Annotated in this window: 17 protein-coding genes; 2 read left to right on the top strand and 15 right to left on the bottom strand. The window is 58.1% G+C overall.

Translation table 11 applies throughout. The features are described from left to right. Positions 1-349: 349 nt before the first annotated feature. The 13 genes from rsmI to RCH91_RS08600 form a co-directional block, all read right to left on the bottom strand. Positions 350-1,192 carry a 16S rRNA (cytidine(1402)-2'-O)-methyltransferase gene (gene rsmI / locus RCH91_RS08660; protein WP_306534230.1) on the bottom strand — a complete coding sequence of 281 codons (843 nt, stop codon included), beginning with the start codon at positions 1,190-1,192 and terminating at the stop codon, positions 350-352. Further along, positions 1,189-2,004 (bottom strand): NAD+ synthase, encoded by an 816-nt coding sequence (locus RCH91_RS08655; RefSeq protein WP_306534229.1) that lies wholly within the window; start codon positions 2,002-2,004, stop codon positions 1,189-1,191. Before RCH91_RS08655 ends, rsmI begins: the two co-directional genes overlap by 4 nt. Continuing rightward, positions 2,004-2,855: a nitrilase-related carbon-nitrogen hydrolase gene (locus RCH91_RS08650; RefSeq protein ID WP_306534228.1), complete on the bottom strand. Its 852-nt coding sequence runs from the start codon at positions 2,853-2,855 to the stop codon at positions 2,004-2,006. Before RCH91_RS08650 ends, RCH91_RS08655 begins: the two co-directional genes overlap by 1 nt. A gap of 68 nt (positions 2,856-2,923) precedes the next feature. Beyond that, a complete protein-coding gene (locus RCH91_RS08645; RefSeq protein ID WP_306534227.1) occupies positions 2,924-3,292 on the bottom strand; it encodes a YraN family protein in 369 nt (122 codons plus the stop codon). Beyond that, positions 3,276-3,920 carry a ribonuclease HII gene (locus tag RCH91_RS08640; RefSeq protein WP_306534226.1) on the bottom strand — a complete coding sequence of 215 codons (645 nt, stop codon included), beginning with the start codon at positions 3,918-3,920 and terminating at the stop codon, positions 3,276-3,278. The genes RCH91_RS08645 and RCH91_RS08640 overlap by 17 nt, the downstream gene beginning before the upstream one ends. Positions 3,921-3,969: 49 nt before the next feature. Then, complete coding sequence (gene rplS / locus RCH91_RS08635; RefSeq protein WP_306534225.1) at positions 3,970-4,326, bottom strand: 50S ribosomal protein L19; 357 nt, start codon at positions 4,324-4,326, stop codon at positions 3,970-3,972. Between the two features lie 62 nt (positions 4,327-4,388). Then, complete coding sequence (locus RCH91_RS08630; protein ID WP_306534224.1) at positions 4,389-4,970, bottom strand: RNA methyltransferase; 582 nt, start codon at positions 4,968-4,970, stop codon at positions 4,389-4,391. After that, positions 4,967-5,704, bottom strand: a complete 738-nt coding sequence (gene trmD / locus RCH91_RS08625; RefSeq protein ID WP_306534223.1) for a tRNA (guanosine(37)-N1)-methyltransferase TrmD — start codon at positions 5,702-5,704, stop codon at positions 4,967-4,969. The genes RCH91_RS08630 and trmD overlap by 4 nt, the downstream gene beginning before the upstream one ends. After that, a complete protein-coding gene (rimM, locus tag RCH91_RS08620; RefSeq protein WP_306534222.1) occupies positions 5,701-6,222 on the bottom strand; it encodes a ribosome maturation factor RimM in 522 nt (173 codons plus the stop codon). Before rimM ends, trmD begins: the two co-directional genes overlap by 4 nt. Further along, entirely contained in the window at positions 6,222-6,452 is a 231-nt protein-coding gene (locus tag RCH91_RS08615; RefSeq protein WP_306534221.1) for a KH domain-containing protein, read from the bottom strand. Before RCH91_RS08615 ends, rimM begins: the two co-directional genes overlap by 1 nt. Before the next feature lie 64 nt (positions 6,453-6,516). Next, complete coding sequence (gene rpsP / locus RCH91_RS08610; protein WP_306534220.1) at positions 6,517-6,783, bottom strand: 30S ribosomal protein S16; 267 nt, start codon at positions 6,781-6,783, stop codon at positions 6,517-6,519. Positions 6,784-6,887: 104 nt separating this feature from the next. After that, positions 6,888-8,246: a signal recognition particle protein gene (ffh, locus tag RCH91_RS08605; RefSeq protein ID WP_306534219.1), complete on the bottom strand. Its 1,359-nt coding sequence runs from the start codon at positions 8,244-8,246 to the stop codon at positions 6,888-6,890. Between the two features lie 156 nt (positions 8,247-8,402). Further along, a complete protein-coding gene (locus RCH91_RS08600; RefSeq protein WP_306534234.1) occupies positions 8,403-8,657 on the bottom strand; it encodes a DUF3343 domain-containing protein in 255 nt (84 codons plus the stop codon). Positions 8,658-8,773: 116 nt separating this feature from the next. On the opposite strand from RCH91_RS08600, the gene RCH91_RS08595 reads away from it, so the two are divergent. Both RCH91_RS08595 and RCH91_RS08590 read left to right on the top strand, forming a co-directional pair. Beyond that, positions 8,774-9,031, top strand: a complete 258-nt coding sequence (locus tag RCH91_RS08595) for a hypothetical protein (protein WP_306534218.1) — start codon at positions 8,774-8,776, stop codon at positions 9,029-9,031. Then, positions 9,024-9,512 (top strand): DUF721 domain-containing protein, encoded by a 489-nt coding sequence (locus RCH91_RS08590; RefSeq protein ID WP_306534217.1) that lies wholly within the window; start codon positions 9,024-9,026, stop codon positions 9,510-9,512. Before RCH91_RS08595 ends, RCH91_RS08590 begins: the two co-directional genes overlap by 8 nt. Positions 9,513-9,535: 23 nt before the next feature. On the opposite strand, the gene RCH91_RS08585 is transcribed toward RCH91_RS08590, so the two are convergent. Both RCH91_RS08585 and RCH91_RS08580 read right to left on the bottom strand, forming a co-directional pair. Continuing rightward, positions 9,536-10,273: a tRNA1(Val) (adenine(37)-N6)-methyltransferase gene (locus RCH91_RS08585; RefSeq protein WP_306534216.1), complete on the bottom strand. Its 738-nt coding sequence runs from the start codon at positions 10,271-10,273 to the stop codon at positions 9,536-9,538. A gap of 14 nt (positions 10,274-10,287) precedes the next feature. After that, a complete protein-coding gene (locus RCH91_RS08580; RefSeq protein WP_306534215.1) occupies positions 10,288-12,705 on the bottom strand; it encodes a YfhO family protein in 2,418 nt (805 codons plus the stop codon). Between the last annotated feature and the right edge of the window lie 10 nt (positions 12,706-12,715).

The raw sequence follows: 12,715 nt of genomic DNA, 5'->3' as shown, positions 1-12,715 counted from the left end.
GTTTGAACTGACTAAACGTTTTTGATCCGAAGATCTTTAAAGCTAGCAAAAACCTGCTTACGTGTTTCTCTGCTATTTAGTTTTCAAAGACCAAGCTGCCGTTTCGTCCGCGGCAGACTTTGCAATCTACACACTCTCGTTCCTGCTGTCAATCACTTTTTTTCTACCCAGAAGCTTTTTTCTTGCCTGCTGCTTCCGTCCCGTCAAAAGGAAGTGAGGTTATATCAAACCTCTTTCGTGCGGTCAAGGAGTTTTTAGGTTAATTTTTCAAATGACTCCGATTATACGAATCGCTTGGCCATTACCCAGATTGTGACAGGCTTTGCACCCCAATTTTGGCGGATTTGGCTCAACTCTTGATCCTCAAAGCTTCAGCATACACTTCACTACGGGGACGGTCCAGCTCAACGCTAACTCGCTTGACCGCGTCTTTGAGTGTAAGCCCCTCAACGAATAGATAGCGAGAAAGAGCATTCTGGAGGCTTTCTGTCCCCACGTTCCCGCGCTCTAGCTCCTCGGCCGGGGCAACAAGAATGACTACTTCACCCTTTACCTGCCGATCCATAAACCGGGCTATTACCTCTGATGCAGCACCTCGAGCGAACTCCTCAAAAATCTTCGTCAATTCCCGAGCGACAACCATGTCACGCTCCCCCCAGATATCACGCATGTCGCCCAACGTCGCCATAAGACGGTTTGGTGCTTCATAGAATATGAGTACCCGCCCCTCGGCCTTAAGAGCTGAGAGTTGTTCGCGTCTCTTTCCCTGCCTACTCGAGAGAAACCCTATGAACGTAAAAGAATCGGTCGGGAGACCCGCTGCCGACAATGCTGTGATGGCGGCCGACACCCCTGGAATCGGAACAACAGAAATCCCATCGGCGACGGCATCTCGGACAAGTTGATACCCGGGATCGGCTATGCAGGGCGTACCGGCATCGGAGACAAGGGCAACTGATGCCCCATGCCGGAGCCGATCAAGGATAGCCTCGCCCTTAAGGTGTTTATTGTGGTCGAAATACGAGGTGAGAGGCTTACCGATGCCAAAGTGGCTGAGGAGTTTGCGAGTATGGCGGGTGTCCTCGGCGGCGATGATATCCACCTCCTTAAGGATACGAACTGCCCGAAAGGTGATGTCCTCAAGATTTCCAATGGGGGTTGCGACAATATAGAGCGTGCCTGATGTTCTCATTTACCCCAGTCGCGGGAGTAGCGAAAGTCCCGGTCGATAGTCCGGTTGGAAACCTTGGCTATGACAGGTAATCTTCGCTTGAAGTGGGAGTTCTGGATCCTGGACGAGACAGTGGCGATGAAATCGGTGGCGAACCCGCTCTTGACCAACTCCTCACGGGACATCCGCAGATCGACCATTGAATAAAGAAGCTTATCCACCTCACGATAGGTAAAGCCAAGCTCCTGCTCATCGGTCTGACCGGCCCATAGATCGGCGGACGGCTGCTTCTCGATGATCTCCAGGGGGACACCCATTTCTTCGGAAAGTTGCCAAACTTGAGTTTTGTAAATGTCCCCGATGGGATTGAGAGCGCTGGCCATGTCTCCGTACAGAGTACCGTAGCCAAGGAGGAGCTCCGTCTTGTTGCTGGTGCCAAGGACAAGAGCCGGGAGAGCCGCCGAATGGTCATAGAGAATCGTCATTCGCTCGCGGGCCATCTTGTTTCCGCGGCGCATGCTGTCGGCCTCGGGAAAACGTGCAAAATAGACGTCGATCATTGGTGTAATGTCGATTACCTGGTGGTGAATGCCGATCTGTTCCGCGGCGAGCTTGGCGTGGGCTTCGCTTTCGGGGTTGCTGGCTTTATAGGGCATGATACAGGCATGGACGTTCTCGGGGCCGAGGGCCTCGGCGGCGAGATACGCGACAAGTGCAGAGTCAATACCTCCTGAAAGGCCGAGAACTGCCTTGCACACCCCAACCTTGGTGACTTCCTCCCGGATGAAGCCGACCAGTATCCGGCGCAAAAGCTTGACATTGATCCCCGCCATCAACAAGCCCTACCTTTCTCGATGCGTCGCAGCTCGTTCATGGTAACGGAGAGGTTCTCGTCGCGCATCATCGGCGAGAAGATCCGCTCACGCCGCAGCTCCCCCTCATCGATCCGCGCGAGGACCATATCCTCGTCGAATAGCTGTGCCCGGCCGACAACGCTTCCTGAGGGAGCTATCACCTCAGAGCCTCCCCAGAAGTTGACCCCGTCTTCGTAGCCTACGCGATTGCAATAGAAAACACGGCTGTTAAGAAACATTGCTGTCGTGGAGGTGAGTTTCTGCCAAGCGGCCGTTGAGCCCAGGTTTTCGTCCTCTGAGATACCTCGACCTGGACTGCTAGAGAGGCAGATGAGGGTCGTGGCACCGTCCATGGCGAGGATGTAGGGGGCCGAGAGATGCCACATATCCTCACAGATAAGTATTCCCATGCGCCCGAATCGAGTATCGAAGGCACGGAATTGCTCGCCACGGGCAAGGTAACGCTGTTCGTCAAAGAGACCGTAGGTGGGAAGGTAGACCTTGCGGTGAATGTGTCGGATTTCACCACCATCCAAATAAAGCGCGGAATTGAAGAAGCGGTAGTCGTCGGAAACCTCCACGAAGCCGACAGCGATGGCCACATGGCGAGAAAGCTCGCGGAGGCGCATAATCTCCGGAGCATCGAGCCGTAAAGCAATATCCGGAACCAGGTCCCTCAGGAAGTACCCGGTGAAAGCGAGCTCAGGGAAAACGACCAGTTCCGCCTTGCCGGCAATGGCGCGCTCAATGGAGGACTCTATAAGGATGCAGTTTTCGGCAAGACAGCCGAGCTTTGGTTTGATCTGAGCCAGCGCGACAGTAAAATCCACGGTTGATGCCCCCGAATTTTCGGTCAAAGGTAGCACGGCAGGACGTAGTTTTCAACGGTATTCCCAGGCTAGTAGGCCAGGTCGAAGGCGTTGGGAATATGTTCAATCTGCGGTTCCTGCCCCGTAACTATAATGGATATTACGTCAAAACGGGCGCTGGCATCAAACTGTCGGGTCTTGGCAAGCCAGGTGAGCGCCGCCTTGGAAATTTGGCGCTGCTTGAAGGGTGTAACGGCAAGCTGGGGCGGTCCGTACATTCCGGTTTTCCTCGTTTTGACTTCGATGAAGACGATTGTTTTGCCGTCTCGGGCCACAATATCAATCTCGCCGCCCTTACAGCGAAAGTTCCGCTCAAGGATTCGGTAACGATGCCGCTCCAGAAATGCCGCAGCCAACTCTTCCCCCGCACTGCCAAGAGACTTATTGTGGAACGACATGCTCTTTGACTCCTCTAAACGTCTTGCGGTGGATGGGGCAGGGCCCCAGTGTCGCAATGGCAGACAGATGCGATGCGCAGCCGTACCCCTTGTGCTCTGCAAAACCGTAACCGGGGTACTGCTGATCGTACGCCATCATCATCCGGTCCCGGGTGACCTTTGCAATGATTGAGGCAGCAGCGATGGAAATACTGGCGCTGTCACCTTTCTTGATGGTTCTCTGGGGGAGATTGAGGGGGATTGTGGAAATGCCGTCTATGAGGAGAAAGTCAGCGGGAACAGTAAGCTGATTGACAGCATCCGCCATGGCACTGAGCGTGGCCTGAAGAATATTGATTCGGTCGACACAGACGTGGTCAGCCACACCGACACCGACGGCAAGAGCTCGATCGTAAATCAGCCTGTGGAGCTGATCACGCTTTGATGCGGAAAGTTTCTTTGAGTCATCGATCTCAGGGAGGTCTACTGCGGCCGGCAGAATAACCGCCGCCGCAACCACGGGGCCGGCCAGTGGGCCTCGCCCAGCCTCGTCGATGCCAGCTACCGTGCGGAACCCCCTTCGGAAGGCGAGTTCCTCATAGGTCCATAGGGACGTTTCACCTATGTCGTCGAATAGAGGCAGACACACAGAGTTGATTCCTTAAATGAAAAAGCCCCGCAGAGCGGGGCTTTTTGCATTAGCGGACGGCTACGTACTTCTTCTCGCGAATCCGTGCAGCCTTGCCACGAAGCTTGCGGAGATAGTAGAGCTTAGCGCGGCGAACATGGCCGCGAGTAATCACCTCAATGGCGTCGAGGGACGGCGAGTGGAGCGGGAAAACCCTCTCTACGCCAATGCCGTTGGAAATTTTGCGGACGGTGAACGACTCACGAATACCGCCATTCTGCCGGGCGATAACCACTCCCTGGAAGGCCTGGATACGGCTCTTATCACCCTCCACGATCTTGACGTGGACCTTGACGGTGTCCCCAGGCTTGAAGGGGGGGATGTTTTTCTTCATCTGTTCAAGTTCAAGCATGTCGATTGTGTTCATGTGCTTCTTCCTCCCTTATGTGCGTAAACGCGTATTGTTTCGTGGATTACGATCGGAGCCGCTCAACGTGCACCGAACAATCTATCCATTATAATTGCTGCCGCAGATCTGACTGAGAGATGATTGTAATTTCCCACCCCCCTGATCGGTTCAAGAACCAGATCTGCTCTTTCAAAAACCTCTTCAACGAGCCCCCAGCCGGTGCCAAAAAGGAGCAAGAAAGGCTGATCCCGGTCAGCCATAAGCTCTCGCAAATGGCCAAACGTGACGCTCCGCGGATGGAGATGTGCTCCGGTCGTCACGAGCTTTGCCGGCCTGCCGAAGCGGCCGTGCAAGTCTGCCAGAACTTCGTCAAGGGTCGAGACTATCTGGATCAATTCAAGGGCAGCCTTGCGCTTGGGATTGTAGGTGGCTCCCCACCCCTCCTGCCAGTGTCGAACAATCCTCTCCGCAAGCTGCTGTTGCCCGTGAACCGGTGTCGACACGTAATAACGGAACAAGCCGAACGTCCGAGCTGAACGCGCTATATCGTGGATGTCCAGATTCGTTACGGCAGTTGAGACCACCTGCCGGTTCTTATCGTAGACCGGATGATGGAGAAGCGCCACACTCACGTTGGAGTTACCCTGCAGTGTGTCACTCACCTGCAGATTTCCGATTCGAGCTCAGCAAGACACTGTCGGTCATTACTGTTCAGCACGGCTCTTTCAAGAAGGTCTGGTCGCGTGCGGAGCGTCTTTTCCAAGGCTTTGCGGCGACGCCAACGTGCAACCTCGGCATGGTTTCCCGACAGAAGCACGGGGGGCACGGTTGATCCACGGAATTCAGCTGGCCGCGTATAGTGCGGATATTCAAGCAAGCCGTTTGAGAAGGTATCCATCTCAGCCGACCCTGGTGAACCAAGGACGCCGGGGATGAATCGAGCAGTGGCATCGACCATGACCATGGCGGCCAGCTCACCGCCAGTGAGAACCACATCGCCGATGGAAAACTCATCGTCAACGAAAAGTTCGCGCACTCGCTCGTCGACGCCCTCATAACGGCCGCAGATGACAATAACCTCGTCTTCCTGCGCCAGTTCACGGGCCGCCGCATCATCGAAAAGGCGCCCCCGGGGTGTGGTCAAGATGACCCGCGCATGCGGCCGTTCAACCTTGACGGCCTCGATACAGGCTGCAATGGGCTCCACCTTCATGACCATGCCGTCACCACCGCCGTAGGGGGCGTCATCTACAACCTTGTGCCGATCGGTGGCAAAATCGCGAATCTGATGAAGGCGAATATCAAGAAGGCCCCTCTCGACGGCCCGCCGAATGATGCTCTCGGTGAGAGGTCCTTCGAACATGGCAGGGAAAAGGGTCAGAATATCGAATTTCATAGATCAAGCAGCCCCTCAGGGGGGCTGACGGTCATGATTCCTTTGTCCAAATCAACATTGACAACTATGTCCTCAAGGGCCGGGATCAGATATTCTTTATCCCCCCCCCTGACCACGTAGACGTCGTTACTTCCCGTGTCAATGATCTCGGCGATGCGACCTAGGGGTTCCCCTTCGTCAGTCGTTACCGAAAGACCGATAAGGTCACACCAGTAGAACTCCCCTTCATCAAGGGGAGGAAACTGGTCCCGTCGGGCGAAGAACTCGCGCCCCACCAAGTGGAGGACCTCATTTATGTTCGTGAAACCCTTTAGTGTCAGGAGAGCCCGATTCCGGTGGACGGCAGCCCGCTCCACCTCAAAGCTCTCCGTACGATTTTCCGGTCCCTTGAGCAAGACTGCAGGAAGCGACAGGATAGTGCTGAATTCGCCGGAAAAGGAGACCACTACCAACTGTCCCCTGATGCCGTGTGTTGCGACGACCTTGCCGAGCAACACGAGTTCGGTGCCCTGCAGCATTACTCGACAATCTTCAGCACGGCTTTCTTGTTATCCTTGGTGGATACCGCGTTGAGCAGGGTCCGGATTGCCTTTGCCGTCCGTCCCTCTTTACCGATGATTCGTCCCATATCCTCTTTGGCCACGGTCAGCTTGATGACTGTTGTATCCTCTTCCATCTCCTCGGTGGTTCTCACCTGAGTGGGGTCGTCCACAAGCGCCTTTGCGATGGTCTCTACAAGCTCTCTCATGTCGGTAACCTCTGCAATGGGAATGACCGGCGGACCGGGAGCGAAGCAGCGTTACAGGGTGTACTTATGCGGGCTTGGTCGTAAACTTCTCCCAGAGGCCGGCCTTCTTGAGCATCTGCTTGACGGTGTCGGTGGGCTGAGCCCCTTTGCCGAGCCACTCAAGGGCCTTACCCTCTTCGAACTTCACGGCTGCAGGATTCTGGTTCGGGTCGTAGGTCCCGACATTTTCGATGAACCGGCCATCGCGGCGGCTGCGAACATCGGCGATAACGATCTGGTAAAAGGGCTTCTTCTTCGCCCCGGCACGGGCCAAACGCATCTTTATAGCCATCTTCTTCCTCCTGGTGTTCTCACGGCCGGTGACCGTCGAGAGTTATATTTGTATGTGTCATGTCACATCAGTGACAGTTCGGATTACAACTACTAGTGCATCTATCAGAAGGGGAACATTCCTTTCCCCATTCCTTTCATCCCACGCATAAGCCCCTTGGGCCCCAGCTTCTGGAGCTGCTTCATCACCTTCTGTGCCTCGGTGAATCGCTTCAGGAGCTGATTAACCTCTTGAACCGTAGTGCCGCTCCCCTTGGCGATCCGCAACCGGCGGCTGCCGTTGATGATCTGGTGGTTCGCCCGCTCGCCGGGGGTCATGGAATCGATGATTGCCTCGATCCGCTTGAGTTCCTTCTCAGAGGGCTGCCCCCCCTGCATCTGCTTCATGGCCTTGCCGACGCCGGGGATCATTCCGAGGATCGAGTCGAGAGAACCCATCTTCTTGATCTGCTGGAGCTGGTTCTTGAAGTCCTCGAGATCGAACTGGCTCTTCTTGAGCTTCTGCTGGAGCCGCTCCGTCTCCGTTGTATCGAAGGTTGCCTGGGCCTTCTCCACAAGGGTCAGAATGTCCCCCATGCCGAGGATGCGCGACACAAGTCTGTCCGGGTAGAAGACCTCCAGGGCGTCGAGCTTCTCGCCAAGGCCCACGAGCTTCACCGGCTTGCCGGTGACCGCCCGGATCGACAGGGCCGCGCCCCCCTTGGCATCGCCGTCGAGCTTGGTAAGAACCACACCGGTTATATCGAGCCGCTCGTTGAAGCCGCTGGCGACATTAACCGCCTCCTGGCCGGTCATGGCGTCGGCTACAAAGAGGATCTCCCTGGGTTCCGCCACCTCCTTGATCCGAACGAGTTCATTCATGAGATACTCGTCGATCTGGAGACGACCGGCGGTATCGAGAATCACCGTGTCGAAGCCATTGAGTGCGGCGTAGCGGAGGGCCTCGCGACAGATGTCGACAGGATCCTGATCAACTCGCGAATCAAAGGTCTCCACCGAAAGTTGGCGACCAAGGGTCTTGAGCTGCTCGATGGCAGCCGGCCGGTAGACGTCTGCGGGCACCAACAACGGACGACGTCGCTGCCCCTTGAGGAGTCGCGCCAACTTGCCGCAAGTGGTGGTCTTGCCGGAACCCTGGAGGCCGACCATCATCAGGGCAACCGGCGGTTTGGCGGCAAGATCGAGGCTGTTATCCTCGCCGCCACCCATGAGGGCGACGAGTTCCTCCTGGACGATCTTGATAACCTGCTGCCCCGGAGAGAGGCTCTGGAGAACCTGGGTACCGACGGCCCGCTCACGAACCTTCTCGACAAAATCCTTGACGACCTTGAAGTTGACGTCGGCCTCAAGCAGGACAAGCCGCACCTCGCGGAGCGCCTCCTTGACATTCTCCTCAGTCATGACCCCTTGGCCGCGGAGCTTTTTGAAGAGAAGATCGAGTTTATCGGAAAGGTTTTCGAACATCTATTTCCATCAGGGCCGCACGGGCGGCGGAAAGCACCCACAGGGCGCACGTATCCACGGAGAAAGAGGTTAACTATAGATGAGCCCACAAGCCAGTGTCAAGCAAAAACATTTTTACCACAAGGGGATAGCTACCTGCCGCGGTGCCCTCCGAAACTAGCCGACCTTGAGATAGTGCTCCCCCTGCTTGACATGGATCTCTTCCGGCACAAGCCCCTCCGCTGTCAGGAGCCCTTCGACAGCCTCCCGGTCGGCGGCGGCATACCGGATGGCAAGGCCGCAGTCGGCATGGAGTGCCCGGGGGGCCGGAATGAGAAGGATGGGAAGCCGTTGTCCCTTGAGCACCTTCTCAGCTTTCATCACCCGGTGAATCGAATGAAAAATCGCAATACAGTCGCCATCTCGAACCATCATTTCCCCTTTCTCGTCACACACAGCAATGGTACACACCATCGGTGCCCCTGCAAGGAATCAAGCTCGTTGACAAAGGGAGAACTCATCACGTACCATGCCGCCAGAGGTGGACAATGCATCCCTTTGTGATGATCTTCGGACTCATCCTGCTCGTCATCATCATAAATATCCCCTGTGGCTACCTTCGGCAAGGGTACGAGAAGTTCACCTTCGGCTGGTACTTCTATGTCCACATTTCCATCCCTTTCATCATTTATCTCCGCGTCAAGGCCGGATTCAGCTGGAAAATCGTCCCTCTCACCCTCGGAGGTGCCGTGGCCGGACAGATTATTGGCGGCATGATCCAACGGCGGCGTCAGCGCAATGGGTGACGCTCGCTCCCGCATGTCGCGCCCCCGCCCCGTGGCGGACCTGCTGGCAGAGGCCCTGCACGGCCAACCCGCGGAACGGCGCCTGAAGGAAGGGCGGATCTGGCTCATCTGGGATCAGGCAGTGGGAGAGCGGATCGCCTCCCTCGCACGCCCAGTTGGTTTTCGCGACGGAACCCTGACCGTAGCGGTCGCCAATGCCCCCTGGATGCAACAGCTGAACTTCCTCAAGCGGGGGATAGTCGAAAAACTGAATTCCCTCCTCGGCGAACCGGTGGTCCGGGATATCTACCTCAAGGCGGGAAGGGTCGAGTCACCCGCCGACGCCCCCCCCGAACACCGCCCGCCCCCCCGGGAGCTGACCCAGGCAGAGCAGGAATTCGTAGCGACGGAGACGGAAACCGTCGACGACCCCGAACTCCGCGAGATCATCTCCCGCCTCATGGCGAAACACCTTTCCTCAACGCCCCCCGACAAAGAGTAACACTCAATCGCGTCAACCCATTTTCAGCGGGGATCACCTCCCAGTATTTCTGCCAACTCAGGGGTGTAGTCAAGCCCCGCGGTCCTGGCGACCAAGGGTGAGAGCACCTTCAGATCGGCCCTGCGCCCCTTGGCGAACTCAACAAGAACCATTCTGGCCGCGGCATCTGCCGTTCCATGCACGAGCCGAAGCCTCATCGGCGCCAGTTTCTGAAGATGGGCCTCGGCAAGGAGCTCGGGGAGTCGTGCAGGATGGTAGATGAAACATATCCGACCGGTGGGTTTCACTAGGTACTTGGCAGCGGCCAGGAAGTCGGCCAGGGTCGCCGTCGATTCGTGGCGAGCGTCGTCACGCCCCGCCTTGGGACTCACCTTGCCAGTGCCACGCTTGCGATAGGGGGGATTGGAAAGGACCAAGTCGAAGGAGGAAACGGGAAAGCGCTTCCGGAGGCCGAGGACATCCTCGCGGAGGATGGCGATCCGATCGGCGAGACCATTGAGTTCCACGTTACGTTCCGCCAGTTCAGCCATCCCATCCTGGAGCTCCACGCCGACAAAGGTGGCCTGCTCGGTCCGCCGGGCAAGCACGAGAGGGATAATGGCGCTGCCGGTTCCCAGATCGATCACTCGCGCCCCCACCCCCGGGGCGGCAAAAGCGCAGAGGAGCAGCGGATCGAGGGAAAAGCGGTACCCGTGACGCTCCTGGACGATCCGCAGATCGTAGCCCCGCAGCTCATCCACGGTCTGAGTCTCGCTTATCATCGAGAAATCCCTCTTCACACCGCGCTGCTCCGCCGCCGGAGCAGCCACTCCCGGATGAGTATGCCGGCGAACAAGGCAAAGGACGCAAGGGTCAGGTACTTGCCGATCTTGAAGGGGAGCGGATCGAATCGGAACTCCACCCGATGTTCGCCCGGGGGGAGGTAGATGCCGCGCAGGATGTGATTCACGGGGTAGACCGGCGTCTCCTTCCCGTCCACGTATGCCTTCCATCCCCGGTAGTACTTTTCGCCAAGCACAAGCAAAGCGTTTCGCTCGGCAGCAACGGCCAGGTCGATCCGGACCCCCTCGTACCGATCGAGACGCACCGTGCCGACAGTCCCGGTGCCCACGTCATTTGGCGTGGCCAAAGGGATTGGCGGCGGAGTTTCCACGAGGGCAAGCCGTCGAGGATCAAAGGAGCGGTTCTGGAGGATCGCCAGTGCCTGCCCGGAGTCGGGGATCACGGCAGCCGATGGGACGAGCCACCCCTTGGGGAGAACGGAGCGGTTCTCGAGGACTACCTGGGAGCCGTCGGGGGAGATGAAGACCGGCATGTACTTCTCCGCCAGCAGCGGCTTCTGCTGCTCGTACTGCTCCCTTCCGTAGACGAGATAGCGGACGTTCAGCATGTCGGGGATGGCTGAATCGAAGGCGAAGTTGTCGAGGATATCCTGCCACCGCACCTGCTGGACCGGCATCGGCATGTAGAAGGTCGGGATCTTTGCGAGCACATAGGGGTTTGGATCGGCGCCAAGGGGGAGAACCCGGTACTCCTTAGGCTGGCGGGCCAAGTAATCGATAACCGTCGTCCGTTCTTCGGCCGTCTTGCGGGGGGCATCCACCAGAAACATGAATTTGGCGTTCACCCGTCCCACATCAGCCACGTACAGGACGACCAGCACTGCCGGGAGGAGGGCCGACGAAAGCCTTCCCTTCCGCCACAGCCAGACGGAGAGGGCACAAAGTAGCGCCAGTCCCGCCGCGATTCCCGTCTCCACCATCAGGTTGTTCCACCGCTCTCCCACCAGGTGAGCCCCCTGCTGGTAATTGGTGGGGCGGGCCAGCAGCTCCACGAAGGCACCGACCAGGTGCTCCCGGGCCCCGTACTGGATGCCGAGGACCACCAGGAGCGCCACCGGCAGCGTTAGGAGTCCCACCGCGTAGCGGCGGAAAGCGGGGCTCTGCCGCAGCGCCCCGTCCCGCAGGAGGTCGACGCCCCGGGCGGCCAGGACCCCGATGCCGAGAACCGGGATGAACATCATCATCTTCGGGACCCGGAACCGGTCGATCCCCGGGAAGTAATCGAAGAGCAGGTTGTAGAACGGGGTATACTTCCCCATGGAGAAGAGAATCCCCCCGACGAGCCCCCCCACGGCGAGCCAGGTGTAGCGGTCCCGCCGGAAAATGAGCGGGAGCGGCACCAGGAGCCACGGCAACAGCCCCAGATAGCTGGTGGTCTGGGTGAAGACCATCCGTCCCCAGTAGTAGGCGGCGATATTCGAGGGGTTCTCTCCTCCCTCCTGCCGGGAAAAGCCGACCATGCCGGGGACCACGAAGGCTCCCAGTTCCTCCGGCGGCAGGGACCAGAGCATCGCCTCCTCTCGGGCAAGCCCCCCCTTCCCCTGGTTGGCGCCGCTCTGGGCACCCCGGTTGGTATCAACAGACCAGCTGGCAAGCGGCACCAGCGACACGGCCACGGTGGAGAGGAAGAAGAAGAGCACCACCAGATTGAGTCCCGCCAGCCGGAGCGTTTCCCGCCCAGCGGGCCGCTCCGTCACAAGGATGCCGATGGAGCGGGCAATGCCGTAGACGCCGATGCAGAGGCAGGTGTAGAAGGCGATCTGCCAGTGGGTGTAGAAGAACTGGATTGCGAGGGCGAAGCCGGTGGCCAGGAACCAGATCACGCGACGTCGCTGGAACCCCCTCTCCAAAAGAAAGAAAGCCCAGGGTGCCACGCTGATGGTGGCGATCTTCAGCACGTGGCCAGCGTTGATGAGGGAGGCGTTCTCCGGCGCCAGGGCAAAGATGAGACCGCCGAAAAACGCCGCCGGACGGCTGAGGCCAATGGCCCGACAGCAGCAATAGGTGCCACAGGCGCCGAAAAAGAGGTGGAGAACGATGAACCAGGCAACGCTGGCCGGCGGTGAAATAAAGTAGTAGATCAGGTTGGGAAGGAAGAGGAAATGCCCCCCCACCTCGCCCCCCTCCAGGGTGTTGCCGCTGTTGGCGTAGATGTCCCAGTCCGCGTGGAGCGGGATGCGGAAAAAGTCGAGAAACTCCTGGCTGGAGAGCCGCAGCACCGACCAGTAGTACTCGTTGATGATGTCCGGGGCGCGGATGATCTTGCCGGTGAAGAGGATCTGGGCAAAGAACGCGATGAGAAGCGCCAGGAGGAGCGCCAGGGCCAGGAGGTCCTTCCGCCGTTCGGTCATGGTGTTCTCC

The organism is Geobacter sp., from assembly GCF_030834625.1.
Classification (GTDB): Bacteria; Desulfobacterota; Desulfuromonadia; order Geobacterales; family Geobacteraceae; genus Geobacter.
The sequence above is the reverse complement of the archived record's forward strand: the minus strand, read 5'-3'. Positions and strand labels throughout refer to the sequence as shown.

What these genes read in the sequence shown, in the direction of transcription:
- rsmI (WP_306534230.1), bottom strand. Translation starts at nt 1,192, where the DNA reads ATGAGAACATCAGGCACGCTCTATATTGTCGCAACCCCCATTGGAAAT.
- RCH91_RS08655 (WP_306534229.1), bottom strand. Translation starts at nt 2,004, where the DNA reads ATGGCGGGGATCAATGTCAAGCTTTTGCGCCGGATACTGGTCGGCTTC.
- RCH91_RS08645 (WP_306534227.1), bottom strand. Translation starts at nt 3,292, where the DNA reads ATGTCGTTCCACAATAAGTCTCTTGGCAGTGCGGGGGAAGAGTTGGCT.
- rplS (WP_306534225.1), bottom strand. Translation starts at nt 4,326, where the DNA reads ATGAACACAATCGACATGCTTGAACTTGAACAGATGAAGAAAAACATC.
- trmD (WP_306534223.1), bottom strand. Translation starts at nt 5,704, where the DNA reads ATGAAATTCGATATTCTGACCCTTTTCCCTGCCATGTTCGAAGGACCT.
- rimM (WP_306534222.1), bottom strand. Translation starts at nt 6,222, where the DNA reads ATGCTGCAGGGCACCGAACTCGTGTTGCTCGGCAAGGTCGTCGCAACA.
- RCH91_RS08615 (WP_306534221.1), bottom strand. Translation starts at nt 6,452, where the DNA reads ATGAGAGAGCTTGTAGAGACCATCGCAAAGGCGCTTGTGGACGACCCC.
- rpsP (WP_306534220.1), bottom strand. Translation starts at nt 6,783, where the DNA reads ATGGCTATAAAGATGCGTTTGGCCCGTGCCGGGGCGAAGAAGAAGCCC.
- ffh (WP_306534219.1), bottom strand. Translation starts at nt 8,246, where the DNA reads ATGTTCGAAAACCTTTCCGATAAACTCGATCTTCTCTTCAAAAAGCTC.
- RCH91_RS08600 (WP_306534234.1), bottom strand. Translation starts at nt 8,657, where the DNA reads ATGGTTCGAGATGGCGACTGTATTGCGATTTTTCATTCGATTCACCGG.
- RCH91_RS08595 (WP_306534218.1), top strand. Translation starts at nt 8,774, where the DNA reads ATGCATCCCTTTGTGATGATCTTCGGACTCATCCTGCTCGTCATCATC.
- RCH91_RS08590 (WP_306534217.1), top strand. Translation starts at nt 9,024, where the DNA reads ATGGGTGACGCTCGCTCCCGCATGTCGCGCCCCCGCCCCGTGGCGGAC.
- RCH91_RS08585 (WP_306534216.1), bottom strand. Translation starts at nt 10,273, where the DNA reads ATGATAAGCGAGACTCAGACCGTGGATGAGCTGCGGGGCTACGATCTG.
- RCH91_RS08580 (WP_306534215.1), bottom strand. Translation starts at nt 12,705, where the DNA reads ATGACCGAACGGCGGAAGGACCTCCTGGCCCTGGCGCTCCTCCTGGCG.